This is a genomic window from Acetobacter sicerae (assembly GCF_011516765.1).
In the GTDB taxonomy this organism is placed as follows: domain Bacteria; phylum Pseudomonadota; class Alphaproteobacteria; order Acetobacterales; family Acetobacteraceae; genus Acetobacter; species Acetobacter sicerae.
In genome coordinates, this window is the sequence record NZ_JAAABN010000002.1 from 149,731 (window position 1) to 170,555 (window position 20,825).

General features: G+C 58.2%; 21 protein-coding genes, 1 tRNA gene and 1 pseudogene. 6 read left to right on the top strand and 17 right to left on the bottom strand.

Going from position 1 to position 20,825, the window contains the following annotated elements:
* Nucleotides 1-43: 43 nt before the first annotated feature.
* From GVI59_RS03225 to GVI59_RS03240, 4 genes are all read right to left on the bottom strand, one after another.
* Nucleotides 44-694: a PqiC family protein gene (locus tag GVI59_RS03225; protein WP_173572872.1), complete on the bottom strand. Its 651-nt coding sequence runs from the start codon at nucleotides 692-694 to the stop codon at nucleotides 44-46.
* A gap of 3 nt (nucleotides 695-697) precedes the next feature.
* Nucleotides 698-2,407: a PqiB family protein gene (locus GVI59_RS03230; RefSeq protein ID WP_338422055.1), complete on the bottom strand. Its 1,710-nt coding sequence runs from the start codon at nucleotides 2,405-2,407 to the stop codon at nucleotides 698-700.
* Nucleotides 2,404-3,885 (bottom strand): paraquat-inducible protein A, encoded by a 1,482-nt coding sequence (locus tag GVI59_RS03235; RefSeq protein ID WP_173572873.1) that lies wholly within the window; start codon nucleotides 3,883-3,885, stop codon nucleotides 2,404-2,406. Before GVI59_RS03235 ends, GVI59_RS03230 begins: the two co-directional genes overlap by 4 nt.
* Nucleotides 3,886-4,050: 165 nt before the next feature.
* On the bottom strand, nucleotides 4,051-5,274 hold the full coding sequence (locus GVI59_RS03240; RefSeq protein ID WP_173572874.1) for a cation:proton antiporter: 1,224 nt from the start codon (nucleotides 5,272-5,274) through the stop codon (nucleotides 4,051-4,053).
* A 374-nt stretch (nucleotides 5,275-5,648) separates the two neighbouring features.
* On the opposite strand from GVI59_RS03240, the gene GVI59_RS03245 reads away from it, so the two are divergent.
* On the top strand, nucleotides 5,649-6,764 hold the full coding sequence (locus tag GVI59_RS03245) for a glycosyltransferase (protein WP_242012917.1): 1,116 nt from the start codon (nucleotides 5,649-5,651) through the stop codon (nucleotides 6,762-6,764).
* Between the two features lie 73 nt (nucleotides 6,765-6,837).
* Here the strand turns inward: GVI59_RS03245 and GVI59_RS18970 are convergent.
* The 4 genes and pseudogenes from GVI59_RS18970 to GVI59_RS03265 all read right to left on the bottom strand — a co-directional run.
* A pseudogene (locus GVI59_RS18970) lies at nucleotides 6,838-7,281 on the bottom strand (SAM-dependent methyltransferase); the annotation flags it as partial.
* Nucleotides 7,263-7,994, bottom strand: a complete 732-nt coding sequence (locus tag GVI59_RS03255) for a PIG-L deacetylase family protein (RefSeq protein ID WP_173572876.1) — start codon at nucleotides 7,992-7,994, stop codon at nucleotides 7,263-7,265. The gene GVI59_RS03255 and the pseudogene GVI59_RS18970, both read right to left, overlap by 19 nt.
* Nucleotides 7,991-9,121, bottom strand: a complete 1,131-nt coding sequence (locus GVI59_RS03260) for an acyl-CoA dehydrogenase family protein (RefSeq protein ID WP_173573050.1) — start codon at nucleotides 9,119-9,121, stop codon at nucleotides 7,991-7,993. The genes GVI59_RS03255 and GVI59_RS03260 overlap by 4 nt, the downstream gene beginning before the upstream one ends.
* Nucleotides 9,122-9,383: 262 nt before the next feature.
* A tRNA-Thr gene (locus tag GVI59_RS03265) sits at nucleotides 9,384-9,459 on the bottom strand.
* Nucleotides 9,460-9,929: 470 nt separating this feature from the next.
* Between GVI59_RS03265 and pqqA the strand changes: the two genes are divergently transcribed.
* The 5 genes from pqqA to pqqE all read left to right on the top strand — a co-directional run bounded on the left by pqqA (nucleotide 9,930) and on the right by pqqE (nucleotide 13,139).
* Nucleotides 9,930-10,010, top strand: coding sequence for a pyrroloquinoline quinone precursor peptide PqqA (gene pqqA, locus GVI59_RS03270; protein ID WP_010666882.1), 81 nt, complete (start codon nucleotides 9,930-9,932; stop codon nucleotides 10,008-10,010).
* Nucleotides 10,011-10,094: 84 nt separating this feature from the next.
* On the top strand, nucleotides 10,095-11,018 hold the full coding sequence (gene pqqB / locus GVI59_RS03275; protein WP_173572877.1) for a pyrroloquinoline quinone biosynthesis protein PqqB: 924 nt from the start codon (nucleotides 10,095-10,097) through the stop codon (nucleotides 11,016-11,018).
* The gene (pqqC, locus tag GVI59_RS03280) at nucleotides 11,015-11,746 is read left to right on the top strand and encodes a pyrroloquinoline-quinone synthase PqqC (protein WP_173572878.1); all 732 of its coding nucleotides are present in this window, start codon (nucleotides 11,015-11,017) and stop codon (nucleotides 11,744-11,746) included. The genes pqqB and pqqC overlap by 4 nt, the downstream gene beginning before the upstream one ends.
* Nucleotides 11,746-12,042: a pyrroloquinoline quinone biosynthesis peptide chaperone PqqD gene (gene pqqD / locus GVI59_RS03285; RefSeq protein WP_408736597.1), complete on the top strand. Its 297-nt coding sequence runs from the start codon at nucleotides 11,746-11,748 to the stop codon at nucleotides 12,040-12,042. Before pqqC ends, pqqD begins: the two co-directional genes overlap by 1 nt.
* A complete protein-coding gene (pqqE, locus tag GVI59_RS03290) occupies nucleotides 12,039-13,139 on the top strand; it encodes a pyrroloquinoline quinone biosynthesis protein PqqE (protein WP_242012939.1) in 1,101 nt (366 codons plus the stop codon). Before pqqD ends, pqqE begins: the two co-directional genes overlap by 4 nt.
* Before the next feature lie 72 nt (nucleotides 13,140-13,211).
* Here pqqE and GVI59_RS03295 read toward each other — a convergent pair whose 3' ends face one another.
* From GVI59_RS03295 to GVI59_RS03335, 9 genes are all read right to left on the bottom strand, one after another.
* Nucleotides 13,212-14,477 (bottom strand): NAD(P)/FAD-dependent oxidoreductase, encoded by a 1,266-nt coding sequence (locus GVI59_RS03295; protein ID WP_173572881.1) that lies wholly within the window; start codon nucleotides 14,475-14,477, stop codon nucleotides 13,212-13,214.
* Between the two features lie 195 nt (nucleotides 14,478-14,672).
* Nucleotides 14,673-14,921, bottom strand: a complete 249-nt coding sequence (locus GVI59_RS03300; RefSeq protein WP_010666875.1) for a DUF3297 family protein — start codon at nucleotides 14,919-14,921, stop codon at nucleotides 14,673-14,675.
* A gap of 87 nt (nucleotides 14,922-15,008) precedes the next feature.
* A complete protein-coding gene (gene fabF / locus GVI59_RS03305; RefSeq protein ID WP_173573051.1) occupies nucleotides 15,009-16,319 on the bottom strand; it encodes a beta-ketoacyl-ACP synthase II in 1,311 nt (436 codons plus the stop codon).
* A 52-nt stretch (nucleotides 16,320-16,371) separates the two neighbouring features.
* Nucleotides 16,372-16,611 carry an acyl carrier protein gene (locus GVI59_RS03310; RefSeq protein ID WP_010666873.1) on the bottom strand — a complete coding sequence of 80 codons (240 nt, stop codon included), beginning with the start codon at nucleotides 16,609-16,611 and terminating at the stop codon, nucleotides 16,372-16,374.
* A 273-nt stretch (nucleotides 16,612-16,884) separates the two neighbouring features.
* Nucleotides 16,885-17,628 (bottom strand): 3-oxoacyl-[acyl-carrier-protein] reductase, encoded by a 744-nt coding sequence (fabG, locus tag GVI59_RS03315; protein ID WP_173572882.1) that lies wholly within the window; start codon nucleotides 17,626-17,628, stop codon nucleotides 16,885-16,887.
* A gap of 49 nt (nucleotides 17,629-17,677) precedes the next feature.
* Complete coding sequence (gene fabD, locus GVI59_RS03320) at nucleotides 17,678-18,649, bottom strand: ACP S-malonyltransferase (protein WP_173572883.1); 972 nt, start codon at nucleotides 18,647-18,649, stop codon at nucleotides 17,678-17,680.
* A gap of 488 nt (nucleotides 18,650-19,137) precedes the next feature.
* Nucleotides 19,138-19,632 carry a YdcF family protein gene (locus GVI59_RS03325; protein ID WP_173572884.1) on the bottom strand — a complete coding sequence of 165 codons (495 nt, stop codon included), beginning with the start codon at nucleotides 19,630-19,632 and terminating at the stop codon, nucleotides 19,138-19,140.
* A 9-nt stretch (nucleotides 19,633-19,641) separates the two neighbouring features.
* A complete protein-coding gene (locus GVI59_RS03330) occupies nucleotides 19,642-19,962 on the bottom strand; it encodes a hypothetical protein (RefSeq protein WP_338422056.1) in 321 nt (106 codons plus the stop codon).
* Between the two features lie 12 nt (nucleotides 19,963-19,974).
* Complete coding sequence (locus tag GVI59_RS03335) at nucleotides 19,975-20,730, bottom strand: glycine betaine ABC transporter substrate-binding protein (protein WP_173572885.1); 756 nt, start codon at nucleotides 20,728-20,730, stop codon at nucleotides 19,975-19,977.
* Between the last annotated feature and the right edge of the window lie 95 nt (nucleotides 20,731-20,825).

Genomic DNA, 20,825 nt, shown 5'->3' on the forward strand with positions numbered 1-20,825 from the left:
AATTCCAGACCGGCAAAGAAGGAGAGTGCTGTCTTCTCCGGAATTATTGTTTTGGAGCAGGAGGAAGTGTGCGGATATCTCCGGCGATCTGATCTGCCGCCTGTCCCATCAATGTGCTCAAGGCTCTAACCAGTCCTTCCGTGCCCGCTTCTGCCGGCATTGAAAGGTGGATGGACCTGTTGGTCTTTGGCGCATCACTCTCAGCACGATGCACTGAGACCTGCGCATCCATGACGGCGTTTCCGGAAGCATCCCGTGAGAAACGCGTCACGACCAGTTCAACAAATGCCTGTGGGTCTGTTGATGTCGCATCATCCTGCACGAAAAAGCTTGTACCAGGCAGACGATGACGCAGATCGTTTGCCAGCACATGGGGAATCTGATCCGAAAGAGGCGCGCTCCACGCATCAGATTTTGCAACATCCAGTTTATAGCTGCTGGCGCTCAGGACGACGCGATCCCGGTCCAGTGTTTCCGGAATTGTCGGCTTGCGGATTTCAACCAGTGTCGGAGCGGTCAGTCCTGAGAACGATGAAACTGCTGGCACTGCCGATGTCACGGGCTGAAGCGTATAGAGCGCCGGATCTGACGAACTGCAGGCGGTCAGCGTCACACTGGTGACGGCAAGAAGCACGCCCCCGAATACCGCACGAGAGAAAGACCCAGTGGAGGCGAGATGATTTTTCTTTTCCATGGATCAGCGTCCCGTGACAATCGAGGAAGGATGGTTGGCCAGGAAGTTGGTCATGAAACGCAGTGAGCGCGCTGTTTCACCAAGCTGCACGACCATGCTTTGCAGGCTGCGATGGAAGTCTGTGTCGCCGCCATAACTGGCCAGCAGTTTGTTGGCGTTTTTCAGAGTACTATCAAGCTGTTCGCTCATTTCCGGCAGACGCTTCATCAGAGGCTGCAAGCCCTTGTCGGCGTTGTCGGCAAGATGATGCAGGCTGTTCAGGGAATCCCGCAGATTTACGAGAGCCTGCTTGACCTCAGGGCTGTTGATACGCTGATCGGCGTGCGCGAGCAGATTGTTCGCATTGTCACCAATCTTGTCCAGCGGCATGGCGGCCAGCTTGTCAGACACTGTGGACAGCGACTGCATGATCCCGCTGATGCCACCAGCCTGACTTGGGAGGATTAGCGTGTTGCCCTCCATATAGGTTTTGACGTCCTTGGCGGCCTTGACGAAATCCAGGGAGACGTTGGTTTCACCCGTCAGCATACTGACGCTCGCAGCGGAGGCGCGCATGCCGTTCGCCACCAGAGCCTGCAGGGTGCTCACCATGGTGTCGCTGTGGATCTGTTCCGGCGACAGGACGCGCTCAGGCTGAATATCCATGGCGACACGCACACGTGCATGACCTGTCGTCTGATCAATCTGCAGTTTTACATCCGTCACGGAACCGACCTGAATACCGAACATCGAAACCGGACTTCCGACAGTCAGACCGGAGACAGAAGACGACAGATACGTCGCGACCGGAACACGCTCATGATAACCGGCGTTGTCCGCGCTTTCCTTGTCATCATAGAGCTGGAAAATGGTATTGGCCGGCGCTTCCGTCGCCTCGTCATCATTGCTGGTGCGGTTCAGTGAGAACGCGATACCACCGGAAAAGAGAGCCTGAATGGACTGCATCTGCACCTTCAGACCGCCTGCTCCGAAGCCGACCTTCACACCCGACACATTCCAGAAACGCGTGTTGGTATGAAGGTAATGATCATACGGCTCCTTGACGAAGAACTGGATCATCACCGGTCCCACGCCACCCGGCGGCAGCGTGTATCCCAACACTTCACCCACATCGACATCGCGGAAGAAGACAGGCGCGCCGGGACCGATCGAGCCTATGGCCGGCGCGACAAGCGTATAGGTCCGGCCGGGCTGATCAGACTGGATGCCCGGCGGTGACTCAAGCCCCCTGAATTCGGTCGAGCGCTGCCCTCCTGACGCGCCGGGGTCAAACGCGATGTACGCACCTGACAGCAGGGTTTCCAGACCGGTGACACTGGCGCCATTGATGCGCGGACGCACAACCCAGAAACGGGATTTGTCGGTCAGAAGTCCGGAGGCGCTGGAGTTCATCTGCACGCGGACATCAACGTGATGCATGTCTTTCGACAGCGTGATGGACGACACCGTGCCGAGCGTCACGGCCTTGTTCTTCACCTGCGTCTGTCCGCTGGTCAGACCATCTGCGGTATCGAACGTGATCAGGATTTCCGGGCCGCGGTTATACAGACTGCGCCACAACAGGAAACCGGCGATCAGAACCGATATGATCGGAATGATCCAGATGATGGAAAAGCGCGCCTTGCTGACAGTCGCCTCAGGCAGCCTGCTGTCGCCCTGCTCTTCATTACCGACAGATTGTTGGGAAGAAGAATTGTTCTGCTCGGAAGTCACGCTTTTACCGGCTCCATCTTGTCCTGTTCCTCAGGGCTTCGTATCGCAGAAAATTCTGACGATTCGTTTCCGGTACGGACATCATCCTCCGGAATCTGACCATTACGGCCCGCAACATCCCACATCAAACGTGGGTCAAAGCAATGCGCTGCAAAAATGGTGATCACCACAACGGCTGCGAACGACACCACACCGGCATTGGCCACCACATTAGCCAATGAACTGAAGCGGACGACCGCAACCAGAATGGAAATCATGAAAACGTCAATCATCGACCAGCGACCGATGATGTCGATGATCCTGAACAGCTTCGATCGGAACATCAGTTTTTTGGTCGAGCGAAGTTTCGTCGTGACGATCATGTAGCTCAGCCCGAGAATCTTGGCGACCGGGACTGTAACACTGGCGAACAGAACCAGCAGGGAGAGCGGGATCATGTCGTCCTGCCACAGTTCGATCGCGCCTTCGATAATGGTGTGCCCCCCACCGCTGCCAACCTTGATGACCGTCATGACGGGGAAAAGATTGGCCGGGAGATAGAAAACGAAAGCTGAAAGCACCAGCGCAGAGGTGCGGGACAGACTGTTGTTTTTCCGCTTGCAGAGATTGTGGCCACAGCGCGGACACAGCCCGACGCTCCGGGTCTGGGGCACCGGCTCTGGAAACACGCCGACAAGTCCGCAGGAATGGCAGGACAGCATGTGCTCCGGCGGAGGCATATGTCCGCCAAGATCAGCCATGGTGACCCGATCGACATCCACTTCGTTGCCGTCAGGAAGCTGAATGACTCCTTCAACCCGACGGCGCTGCCAGATCCGTTCCTGATCGAGCGTCTGATCCGTGGCCGCCATACTGATCATCAGGGCGGCGATGAGATAGGCTGCCGGGCCCACCTCAACATGCGCCATGTCCACCAGCTTGGTATAGGCCACGAAAATCCCGAGAATATAGACTTCCATCATCGACCAGGGGCGAAGCTTTTCGTACCACGCCAGAAGATGGGGAGCCCAGTCGGGCAATTCCTCAAAAAAGGCCGCCGTCAGAATCATCCCCATCATCGCAATGACGATGCCCGGAGCGAGGATGGTCACAAGACCGACGAGAATACCGACCTCGCCCCAGCCTTCATGGAGCAGTTCCATTGGTCCGGTGAGCAGATCCACGGACCGTTCCCGCCCGTAGAGATTCAGCGTCATCAGGGAAGAGGCGAGCGTCGCCAGATAAAGAGCGGCCGATGCAATGCAGAAGGCCAGCGGAGTGGCCAGCGGCCCTCCCTTGTTGCGTCGTTCCAGCAACTGACCACAGCGCACACATCGGGCGACGGTACCGGGCGCAATCTCCTCCAGTTGCTGAAACTCGCCGCAACAGGGGCATTCAACCAGATCGTCAACGACTTGAACATGACTGCTGTGAAGCTGTTTACCGCGCGTAAAATTCAGTGCGCTGCGATACAGCCGGGAAGGTAAGGACGACGCCATGACAGCCTACCTTAGCGTGAACCGACAGGGGCCGATAGACCGGCAACAAATTCCAGCTATGTGCTGGCGTAGTCCTGCAAAGCCCGCCTGCCCTTTCCGGAGATAGTCTGGATAGAAAACCTTTCCATTTCCTCTCCGGCTGCACAGAAAGCGAATGAAAACGGATCAGCTTTTCGCCGCAGCCCCACTACGGGGCGCCACCAGTTTGAACATGGGCCCCGTCAGCATCGTGGAAATCACAGCCAGCATCATGAGCGAGGCAAACGCAAACTCTGAAATCATGCCCTGCCCAAGCAGGATGGTCGCAGCCACAATTTCCATCAGCCCCTTGCACTGCAACAGGGAACCGATCGCCAGCGCCTGACGCCGGCTCAGGTTGGGAGCGGGCGGGAACACATACACCGAGGCGATTTTTGCGACGATCGAAATCCCCACAAGACTGAAGGAAGCCACGACTGACGGCCATGTCAGCGCATCACCGTTGATATGCAGCCCACTATGACCAAAGAACAGCGGCGCCAGCCAGATCAGAGCAAAGGTCCCCACCTCTTCGATAGGAAGACGACGAACCCAGCTTGGCGGCATGATCGCACCGGCAAAATAGGCTCCGATCAGTTCATGCAGGCCAAGCTGTTTACTCGCCCATGAACCGGCGGCCAGATAAACCGGCACCGTCGCCCAGATGACCCATGATGGGGGATGTCTGAAATGGCGGGAAGCCCACGATCCGGCGGCTGCCAGCCCCGCGAGCAGACCGACAGCCAGAAATTCCAGCCCGGTCCAGCCATGCAGGGCGGCGCTTCCCTTCTCCGCGAACTGAAGAATGGCCAGACCAATCCAGAGCGCGGCATCGTCAACGACGGCCAGTTTGAGAGCCAGTTGCCCAAGCGGGCGCTGAGACGCATCGAGTTCACGCACCACCCCGATCAGAACGGGCAAGGCGCTGACTGCGATACAGAGGCCGATTGAAACGGCTGCTACCCAAGGCGTGGCATGGGGAGGATGCCAGCCTTTCAGCGGAAGAAAGAATTCATAAGCAAGGATCGAGCCGATAATGAGCGGGCCGCCCAGCGCAACGGCTGCCCCGCCAAGCAGTCGCCCTACGGATGTCTGGGGAATAGCGTGGGGAGACGTGTCTTCCCCGGGATGCTGCCACATCTCCAGCCCTGCCGTAAACGCCAGAACCAGAACAGCTACCCAGCCGATTTCATCGCCGATAGCGGAGGGAATACCCATGTCCGTAACTGGAACATGCAGGACAGCCATCCCCATACCCAAAAGTATAGGAAGAACAACTATTGGCAATACTTTACCAATAAGCCTCCACAATACCCACGGAACCAGAACAAATATCCCGACATCCGCAATAAGAGCGACAAAACTCTCCATTTAATCTCCTTACCCGTCACATCCAATTCCACAGCAATCGTATGCGGAGGCATTATACACTTTTTATATTGAATTTTTCAATTAAAGATACCTAATCATGCATATATTTGATCACGAAAAATCTATTGACACATATACAGACACGACTTTTCCATAAAGAAGCCCTTTCTTCCCTCCGCCATTCCGAACAGAAATCCGATCTTTCCGGCTCTCGCGAATGGTGGCCTCAACCGGTCAGAATTTTCCCGACAGACGCTTTCACCAAACACAGTACGAAAAGAATTTACCGCCCCAGGACACGAAAGGCGCAAACTTCACCCCTGTTGCCGCGTCTTGATCATAACCGCTTTGATGGCGGCAAGGATCACGCCCACATGCTTCAGCCTTCCTTTTTCGCCTCTCCTCACAGGAGTGATCCATTTTTTCAAAGAATGCGTATCGTCGCCATTCCCGCCTGCAACGAAGCCGACCATATCGTTCCCTGCCTTCTGGCTCTGGCGCGGCAGAACGGCCCTAAACCCCACAAGGTCGTCATCTGGGTCAACAACACTCAGGACGACACCTGTGCTCGTGCGCTCTCCCTGCTTTCCAGCGTGCCGTTTGACCTGAATGTGGTGACTGTCACCTATCCTCCCGCCCCCGCTCATGCCGGACGCGCCCGCCACGACGCCATGCGGCATGCGGCTCTTGGCGCACCGGATGACGCACTCCTGTTCACCACAGACGCCGATGCTGAAGTGGCGCCCGACTGGATGCAGAAAACACTGGAGGCCTTCACGCGCTTCAATGTCGCCGCCGTGTTCGGAAGAGCGCTTCTTCTCCCCGATGAAGCTCTGAAAATCCCTGCCCATCTGCATCAGGACGACGACAGGGAGCAGGCCTACAGCGCGCTACTTGAGCAGATCACGGCGAAAATGAATCCCGAGCCGCATGACCCATGGCCACGTCACGCGGAACATTCGGGCGCAAGCATTGCCGTCACACACAGCGCTTGGAAAGCCGTTGGAGGCATTCCGGAGATCCCGACCGGTGAAGACCGTGCATTCTACCATGCTCTCCGCGACAGCAATTTTCCTGTCCGGCACGCTCCCGACGTGAAAGTCTATGTTTCGGCACGTTTCGTTGGTCGCGCCAGGGGCGGGATGGCGGAAACACTCGCCCGACGGGTCATCGCTCAGGATGACTATATCGACGACGCTCTGGAAACTGTCTCCGCCCGCATGCTGCGTGTGAAGAAATACCTTTCACGACATGAGGTTGGACAGACTTCCAGAATTTTTGCCGACAGCGATGAAAGTCCGTCTCCCATACTGCGTGCAGAACTTCCCGGGCACCACCGCCGGGCAGAGCGCGTGCTTGCCTTTCTCAATCGGCGCTATAACCCGGTTGCATCATTGACGCCCCGGTATAACGCAGTCTTTCAAGACGATATGTCCCAGAGCGCTCCCTGTGATCGACTTCCCATGAATGCTCATGACAGGACTGGATAAAACAGTCAGCAGCCTCATCACCGGTGCAGGGCGTGTCAGTCTGTCCTGTCCAGTTCACCAGAAGCAGGACGCCATCTTTCGCCAGACTATCCGTCGCGCATGCCGCCAGTCGTCGAATATCGTCTTTGCCGAGAAAATAGAGCAGTTCGGACACGATCATCAGGTCACAGCCAGCGGCCTGTGAGGCGGGATACCCATCCGGCAGAAACGCCCTGATGAAATTGACATTCCCAGTTCCCGCACAGCGTTTTCGCGCCAGATCGAGAGCCGTGGCAGAAGCATCCACCGCCAGAACACGGTCACATCTCTCACTGAGCCTGCGGGTGCCGACCCCTATCGCGCAGCCCAGTTCCACCGCGAAACAGATGCGGTCTTCCGGGATGCAGGATAGCAGATGGTCCAGCTTTCTCCGCTCATAAGGAGTGGTTTCAAAATTCCATGGGTCGGGATTGGTGCGAAACAGCGCCTCAAAGATATCCGGCTGCCAGGTTTCTTTTGTCATGACGCGATGAAACATTCGTAGGGACACAGCAACCTTTCCAGCAACGCCTCCGGCAGAACGAAACCCTCCGGATCATCGTCAATGACCAGTCCCCGTTGACTCCTGTGCGCATTGATCGCCGCCCGCTTCACCGCCAGATGAGTGCTGATATCGAGACGTGAACCATGTGGTGGCTTCTCATCAATCAGCGTCTGCTGCGGGAGTGTAAGACCCCAGACCGGGTAAGCGAGCACTCTCAGAGCGGGACACATGGCCCCAAGCGCCTTGCCCATCAATGAAACAGCCTCGTGATCGCAATGAGGATCATGACGCCATGGCACGAGCACATTGATGCAATCATGCGTCTGACAGAGGTTGGCCAATGTCTGCACAACAGCGTCAAACGCTGGCCCTGTCGTCGGGACGGCCGTATCACGCAATCTGAGAAAGATGACCCGGTCAGGAGGAAGCCCCAGAAGGCTTAATGCGTCTCGCGCTTCATTCTCTCTGAGATCCCGAAGTCGATCGGCAGGCCAGCGACGTGAATTCGGATGGGAGCCAACGCCATCTGACGCAATGACCACGACAGGCGGACGTCCCAGCCTGACGGCTTCGGCTATGAAACCGCCACATCCCAGACTTTCATCATCAGGATGTGGCGCTACGACCAGAGAAGTTCCGGGAGCGATCGCGTCCAGATTCCGCAATGGCAGCCGGGCGAGGTCCGCAAGGAAATCAGCGACTTTCATGTCCTGTCCTCCGGGAACGGATGCTCCGTAAACCAGCCTGCGGCCTCGGTCAGAGTTTCATCCGGTGCTGGCTGGCGCAGATAAGTCGCCAGATCCCGCATGACCTGTTCAACAGGGCGTCCTTTAACGAACGCCATCACACCCAGCCCGCGTTGCACCAGCGGGATCAATGCGAGCGCAGCCTGCTCGACTGCGATGCGGGCAAGATTCACAAGGGCGACCGTTTCCCCCGTCTCAGCGTGGGGGTTGCAGGCCGCCATGGCCGCACGTCTCACCCACATCGACGCTGTTTCCCGAAGAATCAGCGCTTCGCCAATCCGCACCTGCTGGTGTGGGTTCGATGCACGATCCCGCGCCCGTAACTCTTCCAGCAAAAGACCGACCAGATGATCCATCCCACCCAGCGCAACTGCCGATCCCCGCCACGCGCCTGCTGAAAACTCGGGCTGACGCAGATAATCACCCGGTTTCCCAATGATGTTGTCCGCGGGAACGACAACGCCCGTAAAATCATAGGATCCGGTCCCGCTGCCGCTCATGCCTGTGAGATGGCCGGGTCCCGGCCCCATACGGGCTTTCTCCCCAACCGGGACGAGCACCATGACCGTATCCTCCTGTTCCGTTCGGGCCGTGATCAATGCCAGACCGACAGCCTGCACAGCACTGGCGAAACCTTTCTGTCCAGCAAGTCTTATTTCACTGCCGTTCTGCACAAGGGTTACGGCGGGGACACCATCTGTTACCCAAATTCCAGCCAGCGTATCTTGTCGCAGATACTCAGCCAGAAGCTGACGTTGATGCGCAGAACCATACAGCGACACCAGACGAACGACGTTGATATGACCTTCCAGACATCGGCCCAAAGCGAGACTGAGCCGCCCCGCCCGCCTCAGCAGTTCCGAAAGCGCCACCATTCCGGCCGGAGAGTCCGCAAGACCGAGCCCACCATTTTCAACAGGCAGAGTGGCTGAGAGGGCTCCGATTTCTGCAAGTTTTTGCAGCGACACGGAGGGAAAGTGCTCTTCATTATCAGCAGTTCCGAGATCCCCTTCTTTTTCGACAAACCGGAGAGCATTACGAAATTCCGATATACCGTCCTGAAAGGATCGCGTGGGCACAACAGGCATTCCGTCTTCTCCCACCCCGACAAGAAGCTGCCGGGCCATGAAAGAAACAAACGCTATGGCTCGTAAGGAGTTTTCGACGCCGATCTAGTTTCGATGATAACACTCAAGGGGAAGAGCACGATTCCAGACACGTCCGTCCTCGTCAGTCGAGACCAACGGGAGCGGAGCCATGCCGAATCACGGACAGACACACAAAACCACTTCCAGCGACTGCAGGAAGCTGTTTAGAATCAGATTTTGATTGGGAAACCGCAAGGTTAAGTGGTGCCGGTTAGAGGATTCGAACCCCTGGCCCCATCATTACGAATGACGTGCTCTACCAACTGAGCTAAACCGGCCCGCGTTGCGGTGGGAGGCTTCTAGCGCAGCTCCATACACAGTGCAAGCCTGTAATAACGAGATGGAAAAATATTTTCGAAGAAAATTCATGTTTTATTTCAAAGAGTTAAATTGGATTCAATTCATACCCCTCCCACCTGCCTGAAAAATCTGCCTCCATTAAATTCCAGTACGGGATCCAACCAAGCTCATCGGTCAGCGAGCAGAGCACACTCTGCTCATGTATTCACAACCCCGTGAGGAACATGAACAAGCCCCGCATGAGCACTCCCAAGGAAAGCGGAACATGCTGACGGGAAATCTATTTTATATATAAAAATCATTACGTTATTGAAAATCACCATACTTTTTCTGGATGATCACAGTCACGTCTGGAAGCAAAGTCTGCCATGCGACAGAACGGTAGCGAAGAGCGTCAAGGCAGAGTATCGTCCTGAGACACAGCCTCACAGAATAAGGATGACGTGTCATGGCATGGAACACACCGAAGATCACCGAAGTGCCTTTGGGCGCTGAGATCAACAGCTACGTTTGCGGCCAGAAGAAGTAAGATCCTTTTCGGGATCTTGTTTTCCACAGCCAGAAACGCCGCCCGCCTCGCGCTGGCGGCGTTTTGCATTTACAGACCAGTCTCATGATTGACCTTATTGTTCTCGGCGCCGCCGCCGGCGGTGGTTTCCCACAGTGGAACTCAAACGCGGAAGGCTGCCGACGCGCCCGATCAGGCGACCCCCTGGCCCCTGCCCGCACTCAGGCTTCCATCGCCATCAGTGGTGATGGTGACGAATGGTTCGTGGTTAACGCCTCACCCGACCTACGTCAGCAGATCAACCAGACACCAGCCCTTCATCCGAAGACCGGCCTGCGTTCCACACCGATCGCAGGGGTCATTCTGACCGGCGCGGAAGTGGACACCATCACCGGCCTCCTCACCATGCGTGAACGTCAGCCGTTCGAAATTCTGGCGACACGGCAGGTTCTCGACCAGCTTGACGCCAATCCGATTTTCGAGGCCGTGAACCGCTCCGTCGTGACACGCAAGGAATTCCCTCTCGACGAGACCATTGCGCTGACAAAGTCGGACGGAACCCCAGCCGGGATCTTCGTGACGGCCTTCGCAGTGCCGGGAAAGGTTCCGCTCTACGCTGAAAAGGGCGCCAATCCGGCGGAAATCGTTGAAAACGGTGAAACCGTCGGGCTGGAAATTACCGATGGCAAGCATCGCGCCCTGTTCATTCCGGGCTGCGCCTGCATGAACGATCGTCTTCGCGCACGTCTGAAAGGCGCGGACCTCGTGCTGTTCGACGGCACGCTGTGGGTCGACGATGAAATGGTCAGAGCAGGTCTGGGCGAAAAAACCGGCAAGCGCATGGGCCATATGTCGGTCAACGACACGGACGGCACGATCGCCGCCTTCCGTGACCTGAATGTGCAGCGCAAAGTTTTCATCCACATCAACAATTCCAACCCCATCCTGCTGGCCGACTCTTCCGAACGCGCCGAGACGGAAGCCGCCGGATGGGAAGTGTCTTATGACGGCATGAGGATCACCCTATGAGCGTAGCCCCTCTCTCCCCCGACGAACTGGAAGCGGCGCTGCGCGCTATCGGCGCCGAGCGTTACCACAACCGGCACCCGTTCCATCGGGCGCTGCATGACGGGAAACTCAACAGGGGGCAGGTTCAGGCATGGGCTCTGAACCGCTACTACTATCAGGCGCGTATCCCGGCCAAGGACGCTACCCTGTTGGCCCGTCTGCCAACGGCGGAACTCCGCCGTGAATGGCGACGTCGTATCGAGGATCATGACGGCGACACCCCGGACACAGGCGGCATTGCCCGCTGGCTGCGTCTGACGGACGGTCTGGGTCTGAACCGTGAGTATGTGGAATCCCTTGAAGGTCTGCTGCCCGGCACCCATTTCGCTGTGGATGCCTATGTGCATTTCGTCGGGGAAAAGACCATTCTGGAAGCCATCGCCTCCTCTCTCACGGAACTGTTCTCGCCGACCATCATCTCGGAACGGGTCGCCGGGATGCTGCGGAACTATGACTTCATCACAGAAGAAACGCTGGCTTACTTCACGCCCCGTCTGACACAGGCCCCCCGCGATTCCGATTTCGCGCTTGCCTATGTGAAAGAGCATGCCCGGACCGTGGAACAGCAGAATGCCGTACTCAACGCCCTGAAATTCAAGTGTGGCGTCCTGTGGTCCATGCTCGACGCGCTGGACTACGCTTATGTCACGCCGGGCAACATTCCGCCGGGCGCGTTCCGGCCTGCATGATGACAGCACCCTCTCCCACCCTGTCAGAAGATCTTGTTCCGGCCTTTGCCCGAGGCACGCGGCTCCAGCATGACAGGGTACGTGACCAGTGGATCGTTCAGGCTCCTGAGCGTGCTTTTCTGGCTGACCCCATCGCAGCGGAAATCCTGCGGCGGGTGGATGGCGCGACCTCTCTTGAAGCAATCATCAACTCTCTGGCGGGTGCGTTTTCTGCCCCTCGTGAGGTGATCGCGGGCGATGTTCTGGCCATGGTCGCCTCGCTGGCCGAGCGTCAGGTGCTGATATGGAAGGCATGACCGCTCCACCACCGATGAGCCTGCTGGCGGAACTGACGCATCGCTGTCCGCTGCAATGCCCCTACTGCTCCAATCCACTGGCTCTGGAACCGAAGAACAACGAACTCTCCACGGAAGAGTGGCTCCGCGTTCTCGATGAAGCCGCGGCCCTTGGCATCCTTCAGGTCCATTTTTCCGGTGGCGAGCCGATGGCGCGAAAGGATCTGCCTGAGCTTGTGCGCCATGCCGCCAGGGCCGGTCTCTACAGTAACCTGATCACCTCTGGCGTCCTGATGGACCGTGACAGTCTGGCGCGACTGGCGGATGCCGGGCTCGATCATGTCCAGCTTTCCTTTCAGGACGCCGACCCGAAGCAGGCCGAGATCATCGGCGGCATGAAAGGCGCGCAGCCCCGCAAGATCGAAGCGGCCCGACTGGTCGTGGAAGACGGGATGCCGCTGACCCTGAATTTCGTCATTCATCGTCTGAATGCCGACCGCGTGCCAGCCATGCTGGATATGGCGGAAGAACTTGGCGCGCGTCGCGTTGAGATCGCTCACACGCAGTATTACGGCTGGGGCCTGAAAAACCGTGCGGCTCTGCTGCCCACGCGCCATCAGCTCGAAGCGACTGAAAAAGCTGTTGCAGAGGCGCGCGAACGGTTCGGTTCCCGCCTCGCCATCGACTTCGTGACTCCGGATTATTACGCCGACGAGCCCAAGCCCTGCATGGGCGGCTGGGGGCAGCGTTTTCTCAACATTACCCCATCAGGTCGGGTGCTGCCGTGCCATGCGGCGGAGACCATACCGGGCGTCGCGTTCCCGACGGTGCGGGAAGCCTCCCTGAAGGACATCTGGGAAAACTCGAAGCTGTTTCAGATGTTCCGTGGCGTGGACTGGATGCCGGAGCCCTGCCGGTCCTGTGACCGCAAGGAGATCGACTGGGGCGGCTGTCGCTGTCAGGCGCTTGCTCTGACGGGTCGTGCAGACGCTGCCGATCCTGTCTGCCGCCGGTCTTCTGATCGTGGCGTGGTGGATGCGGCTCTGTCGGAAATCAATGGAACCGACAGCCGGGCGTCGGAGACCTTTGTCTACCGACGCTACGGTTCAGGCGAATAACCACTACCGAACTGAACGAAGCTCACTCCGGCTTGAGGCAGAAAGGTTTTTCTCTCTGCCTTTATTGCGTGATCAGCCGTCGTTCTTGGCCCATTCCGGGTGATGCTTGACCGTGATGTCGCGGCCTTTCAGCATCAGATCCCAGTACACATGCGGGAAGACCTTGGCCTTGAGCATCCAGGCAAAGCTACTGGGCTTGCGCTGGTCATAAGGGAAGCTGGGCGCAGGCTTTCCACCGTAGAGGAACTCCGCCAGCACCACCTTGCCGTAGCCGACCGTGAGCGGGCAGGCGCCATAGCCATCATAGCTTCCTGTGAGCGGCTTGCCTTCCAGCGACGCCAGCACATTGGCTACAATAACAGGTGTCTGCGCACGGGCTGCCGCCATGGTCTTGGCGTTGCTTGTGCCGATCACGTCGCCAGCACCGAAAACGGTGTCATATTTCGTGTGACGAAGCGTCGAGGGATCAACATCCACCCAGCCGCCGGCTCCGGCAAACGGACTGTTCTTGATGAAGTCTGGCGCACTCTGCGGCGGCGTTACATGCAGCATGTCGAAGTTGCGCGTTTCACGCGACTTGCTGCCGTCCGGTGCCGTCACGTCGAAAATGGCGACTTTGGCCTCGCCATCCACTGCCACAAGATTGTGCTTGTAGTGCAGGTTGATACCATAATAATCGACGGCATACTGGAGAGACGGGCGGTAGTAGGCCACGCCGAACAGAGCGTCGCCCGCCAGCAGGAAGTCGACTTCCGTGCGGTTGAGGACGCCTTCCTTGCGCCAGAAATCCGAGGCCAGATAGGCAATTTTCTGCGGAGCGCCTGCACATTTGATCGGCATCGGCGGCTGCGTGAAAAGGGCCTTGCCGCCGTTGAGTGTCTGGATGCAGGTCCAAGTATATTCGACATGCTCCATCGAATAATTGCTGCACACGCCGTTCTTGCCGAGCGTCTCGCTGAGACCTTCGATCCTGTTCCAGTCGAGCTGGAGGCCGGGGCACAGGATCAGGCGGCGATAACCGATGCGCTGACCGTCATCCAGCGTGACAATGTGATCATCCGGCTGGAAATACTCTGCCGCAGCCCGCAGCCAGGTCACGTCGGCAGGGATCAGGCCGCCTTCCTGCCGCAGGGTCTGCTTGAGGGTCATGACCCCTGCCCCCACGAGCGTCCAGCCGGGCTGGTAGGCATGCGTTGTGGCTGGATCAATGATGCCAATGGAGAGAGACGGCCGTTCACGGCGAAGACGGGCGGCAATGGCGATGCCTGCTGTACCGCCTCCGACAATGAGAATGGTGAACTGTTTGTCAGGCTGAACCGGCGTGGCGACTTCAGTCATGATCTTCGTCTCCTTCAAAGGAATGCAGTTTCACATCACGTTGGTGTGTAAGCCTGCGCTCAGAGGAGAGTTGCATCAAGGCCTCTCTCTCATGAGAGCGCGCATATCCGCATTGGGCATTCAGCACAGCCTTGAAGACCATGTTGAAATGTAGCCAACCGCCTGCCGCGCTTCATGGGCGGCAGGCTTTAGATCTCAGGCTTCTTCGTTGCCCTTGATCCAGACCTCGACAGGTCCCTGAAGCTTCATCGTCATCGGTTTGCCACGACGATCAAGCGACTTGCCGACGGCGACACGCACCCAGTTCTCGCTGAGGCAGTATTCCTCGACATTGGTCTTTTCGACGCCCTTGAAACGGATACCGATTCCACGGGCAAGCAGCTCTTCGTTGTAGAATGGGCTTTCCGGATCAACGGACAGACGGTCTGGAAGAGTATCGCTCATGAAACAAACACCTGTATCGGGTCAGATATGAAACAGGCCATCCGAAGATGGCCTGCTGAATGATAACCGTTCGGAGTGCGTCTGTGTTCAGACGCCGCGGACGATCACACTGGCGTTGGTGCCACCAAAGCCAAAACTGTTTGAGAGCGCAATATTGACCTTACGCTGCTGCGCTTCGTGCGCCACGCGGTCGATAATGCTTTCCCGTGATGGATTATCAAGGTTGAGCGTCGGCGGAACGACACCGTCGCGAATGACCAGCATGGAGAACATCGCCTCCACCGCACCAGCCGCGCCCAGAAGATGACCGATCGCTGACTTGGTGGAAGACATCGCCACCTTGCGGCCTTCATCGCCGAAGAGACGCTCGACCGCATCCAGCTCAAGATCATCCGCCATGGTGGACGTGCCATGCGCATTTACATAGCCGATCTCGCCCGGCGTGATGCCCGCGCTGCGGACAGCCGCGAACATGGCGCGATACGCCCCTTCATGGCCCTCTGCCGGGGCCGTGATGTGATGCGCGTCACCCGACATGCCGTAACCCACGACTTCACCGTAAATCTTGGCGCCACGCTTTTTCGCGTGCTCGTATTCCTCGAGCACAACGATACCGGCGCCCTCGCCCATGACGAAACCGTCACGGTCGCGATCCCACGGACGGGAAGCCTGCTTCGGGCGATCGTTGAACCCTGTGGACAGGGCACGGGCCGAGCAGAACCCGGCGATGCCGAGCTTGCAGACCGTTGCCTCAGCGCCACCAGCAATCATCACATCGGCATCGCCGAGCATGATGAGACGCGCGGCGTCACCAATCGCATGAACGCCTGTGGCGCAGGCCGTCACTGCTGAATGATTCGGCCCCTTGAAACCGTACCGGATCGATACGTTTCCAGACACCAGATTGCCCAGCGCCGACGGGATGAAGAACGGAGAAAGCCGCTTCGCCCGTCCCTCATAGACCGTAATGGAAGCATCGTAGATCGTCTGCAGACCACCGATGCCGGAACCGATCTGTACGCCTGTGGCGCAGCGATCTTCTTCCGACTCGGGCTTCCATCCGGAATCCTCGACGGCCTCTGCGGCCGCGATCATTCCCAGATGGATGAAGCGATCCATCTTCTTCTGGTCCTTTACAGGAATCCAGTCCGAAATGGTGAGTTTACCCTCGGAGGTAGGGCCTTCCGGCACCTCGCCGCCGATATGCGCTGCAAGTTCGCTCGGATCGAACGAGTGAATACGGTCGATACCGCTTTCACCCGCGATGAGACGCTTCCAGACGTTCTCGGTGCCAAGCCCGAGAGGCGTTACCATCCCCATACCGGTGACGACCACGCGTCTCCGTCCCAAATCTGATCCGCCCGACTGCAGCAAGCTCGCTCGCCCCCTGATTTTCAGAACAAAATGGGTCCGCGCACCAACTGCATGGACCCGTCAGATACAGAAAACCTTAAGCGGCTTTCTGTGCCTCAATGTAATCAATCGCATCCTTGACGGTCGCGATCTTCTCGGCTGCGTCTTCCGGGATCTCTACGTTGAAAGCCTCTTCAAACGCCATCACCAGTTCGACCGTGTCGAGGCTGTCTGCACCCAGATCGTCGATGAACGACGCGTCCGGTGTCACCTTGCTCTCTTCAACGCCGAGATGCTCGACAACGATCTTCTTAACCTTATCAGCGATTTCGCTCATCTGTTTCTGCTTCCTGTATGCCCAAGCATTTCGGGCGAATGGTTGGCGCTCACCCCGTCCCGGCCACAAGCCGGAGCAGGGCATTCGAACGGGGCAACCGAGGTATGCCCAACGAGGCTGCGGGGGCGATTAGCACGGAAATATTCCCGCCGCCAAGCGGATGCATGAAAAGCATGACGTTTCATGATCGCACCGGGTTCAAAACCAGTCACCTTCCTTAGCTCACGTTTTCGAGAAAAGGTAGTCTCCGCAACGAATTCCAAGCAATTCGTCTTATATCATCGCCATCCCGCCATTGACATGCAATGTCGCGCCGGTGACCCATGCCGCCTCTTCCGACGCCAGATAAACCACGGCGGACGCCACATCGTCGGGCGAGCCCATGCGACCCAGCGGGATCGATCCCACCAGCTTCTCCTTCTGCGCATCCGGCAGCACATCCGTCATCGCCGTGGCGATAAAGCCCGGCGCAACCACGTTCAGCGTCACTCCACGGGAGCCGGCTTCCTGAGCCAGAGACTTGGTCATACCCACCAGTCCGGCCTTGGCGGCGGCATAGTTGGCCTGCCCCGCGTTTCCGGTTGTCCCCACTACGGAGGCGATGCTGATGATACGTCCCGCACGCCGACGCAGCATGCCCTTGAGCGCTGCACGGCAGAGTCGGAACGGTGAGGCGAGATCGACCTCAATCACCCTGGACCAGTCCTCATCCTTCATGCGGATGGCCAGCGTGTCCCGCGTAAGTCCCGCATTATTCACGAGAATATCGAGCGGAGCCCCGGCGACTTCCTCTGCGCGGGCCACAAGCTGCTCCGCCGCTGCCGGGTCGGACAGGTCGGCTGCGACGACATGTACACGCTCTCCGCCCAGAGCCGCCGCCCGTTCAGCCAGAACGGATTCGCGTGTGCCGGACAGAACGACCGTCGCGCCCTGCTGATGAAGCTGGCGGGCGATGGCCTCGCCGATGCCGCCCGTGGCGCCGGTAACGAGCGCGACCTTGTTGGAAAGACTGAACATAAATTCCTGTCCTGTTCGAATGGAGTCAGACCGAAGAAGGAAAAGACCGTCAGAGGGTCCGGAGGAAGCTGTCGATGGTGTCGAGCGTGCCGACAGACTCGGTTTTCGCCTCAGGCGCAATCCGGCGAATCAGGCCAGAAAGCACTTTGCCCGCCCCGAGTTCCACAAAATGATCGATGCCCATGCAGACCATAGCCTCGACACTTTCACGCCAGCGGACCGTGCCGGTCACCTGCCTGACCAGCAGTTCACGAATCATGTCGGGAGATGTCACTTTCGCCGCTGTCACATTGGCGATGATGGGCACGATGGGAGCTTTCACGTCGGCGCCATCCAGAGCCTCGGCCATCTCATCGGCGGCCGGGCGCATTAGGGAGCTGTGAAATGGCGCGGAAACCGGCAATTTGACGGCCCGTTTGATGCCTTTCTCCTTGGCGATCACAATCGCCCGGTCAATGGCCGCCATCTGGCCGGAAATCACGATCTGACCACCACCATTGTCGTTGGCCACCTCAAGGATCTCACGCTGATCCGGCTGCCCTTCAACTTTGAGAACGGCAGCCTCCTCGCATACTTCCTGCGCCTGCTCAGGGGTCACGCCGATCAGAGCCGCCATGCCGCCCTCTCCGGCAGGCACAGCGCGCTGCATCGCACGGCCGCGCAGACGCAGCAGACGCGCTGTTTCAGCAATTCCGAAAGAACGGGCCGCAGCAAGGGCGGAGTATTCACCAAGAGAATGACCGGCCATCAGCGTCGCTCTGGTGCTGAAATCGACGCCGCCTTCCCGCTCCAGAACCCGGACTACGGCCATCGATACCGCCATCAGCGCAGGCTGCGTGTTTTCCGTGCTGGTCAGTTCCTCCGCCGGACCTTCAAAAATAATCTTTGAAAGTTTTTCCTCCAGCGCATCATCAACTTCCTGAAAGACTTCCCGCGCTGCCGGAAACGCATCCGCCAGATCCTGCCCCATGCCAGGAGACTGACTTCCCTGACCCGGAAAAACAAAGGCGTAGACAGACATTCAGTAGCTCCTGGACTGATGATGACATGAAGTCAGCCCGTCGTCCGGCGGGCCATACGTGCGGAAAAATCCGGCGTTACACAGGGTGATGAAGGGAAAACGTCATGGAATGTCAATGCAGGGGCCTTTATCGCCTCTGTTAACAAATCGTCATCCCCCCTCCGATATCCTGCTGGAATCTGATTTTTTCTGGAATCGTGAGGACGAAAATGGTTCTGGCAACGGATGTTGATGTCAAAGGCACGGACGACGTCTGGCGGCCGATGACTGTGCTGACGGCGCTCTCTATGAGACCTGACGACCGCAAGATACGCAGTTTCCGGTGCCGCGAATGCAAGGGCCACGTCACTCTGCACCGTCAGTCGAAAGACGGCGAGAAAGAGGCTCATACGCAACACGTTACTCGCTGGACAGGCTGCCCCCGCAGCGACTGCTACGATGAGCACGGTTTACGTCCGCATCCCAATCCCGCCCTGTAAAATCGCGCCCTACTGACGAAAGCGCCAGATCAGCACCAGCAGGACATCCCAGGCCGTCGCCGGATATTCCCGTAGATGCACCCACAGCCGACGTCCACGCGACAGATCGGCGCGCGAAGGCGCAGGTACTGCCACGGTGATCCAGCCCAGCGCCCGCAGCATGGCGACACAGCGCATCATGTGAAAATCGCTGGTGACGACAGCCACGGGGCCATCATATCCCTGCTCACGCAGCAGCTTCGTGCAGGCAATGGCGGAATCGCACGTATCAGCCGAGCGATCCTCACGCAGGATGGCTTTTTCCGGCACACCCGCCGACAGCAGCAGATCGGCCATCACATCCGCTTCGGTGCGCCCTGACTGCGGGACGCCGCCTGTCACAACATACAGACTGTCGCTGTGCCGTGCGCCAAAACCAAGAGCCGCCTGCACACGCGCCAGAAGAGCCGGGCGCGGTGAACCGTCAGGATACAGAGCGGCACCAAAAACGATAACAGGGAGCATCTCGATTCTTCAGGAAAGCGACAGAGAAACCGAAAGCAGTCCTAAAGGGACCAGCGTCGCTACCGTGGCCCGCCACACGCCTTCGAACTGGGACGCATCAACCCCACGCACCTCCAGCCGGGCAGCGAGATCCGCCACCGTATTGCGACCGTCGATCAACGGGAAAATCCCGCGCGCCTGCGGAGGCAACTGCACGGTCACCGTCTCGCTTCCTTCACCCACACTCAACTGATGTGTGTCGGTCATGGCCATGGCGAGGCGGATACCATCCACGCCATGAAGCTGCGGAACAGCTTTCGGGTTCATGCAATCCGGCGCGACCGACGACACTCCCGACTCTCCTCAGCGAGGCAGAAGCTTGCCGCGCTGCCACTCCTCAGCAGCCTCATCAGCGCTCATGCCCAGATGCCGGACTGCATTGTCGAGGGCGCTGACAACCTTGTTGCCGAGCGTCAGTTCGTCCAGTTCATCAATCAGATCGCTGTCCGCCTTTGCACGCGACGCTTTGTTGATCAGCAGACGCGCTTCCAGTTCTGCGCCCGCCGCGCCTTTCGGATCAGCAAGCGGGCGAAGCGGGATGGAGTGAATGAGATAGCAGGGCGTGAACAGTGGCAGAACGACCGCCTCTCCTGCCTCTACCGCAGCCGCGGCTGTCTCGTACGCCTGCTCGTCCGGCTGGGATTCGATGGTGAATCCAGCTTCCGTCAGACGATAGCCCGCCACGACCTGCCGCACGCGGGAAACAAGGCTTTCCGGTGTGATGAGATTGCGCGCAACGGACGACGCCGCCAGTTCCTCGATTGAGGATAGCCCGGACAGGGAACTCCCCGCGCCTTCCGAAACAAAGAAACCGAAACTTGGGCGATACAGATTACCCAGCGTTTCCACGGCGGGGGAAAGAAGCCCCTCATCCATTGTCGGCAGCCATGCCGTCGCGAAAAGATCAATCTCCCCGTCTGCCATCATTTTCGCAAGAGAGGCGTCATCTCCCGCGATGTAATCCGGCTCGATCTCATAAGCCTCCAGAACACGCGCAACAGCAGCCGCCACCACGGCGTGCAGAGGAGTGTTCCGATAGGCGAGTGTAAATGCGGTCATCAGGAAATGTTCTTTTCTGTATCCAGGGAGAAGAGAAGGAGACACGGGCTGAAGGCCCGCCTGTTCACAGCGGGCCTTTCAGGATCAGTCGCAGA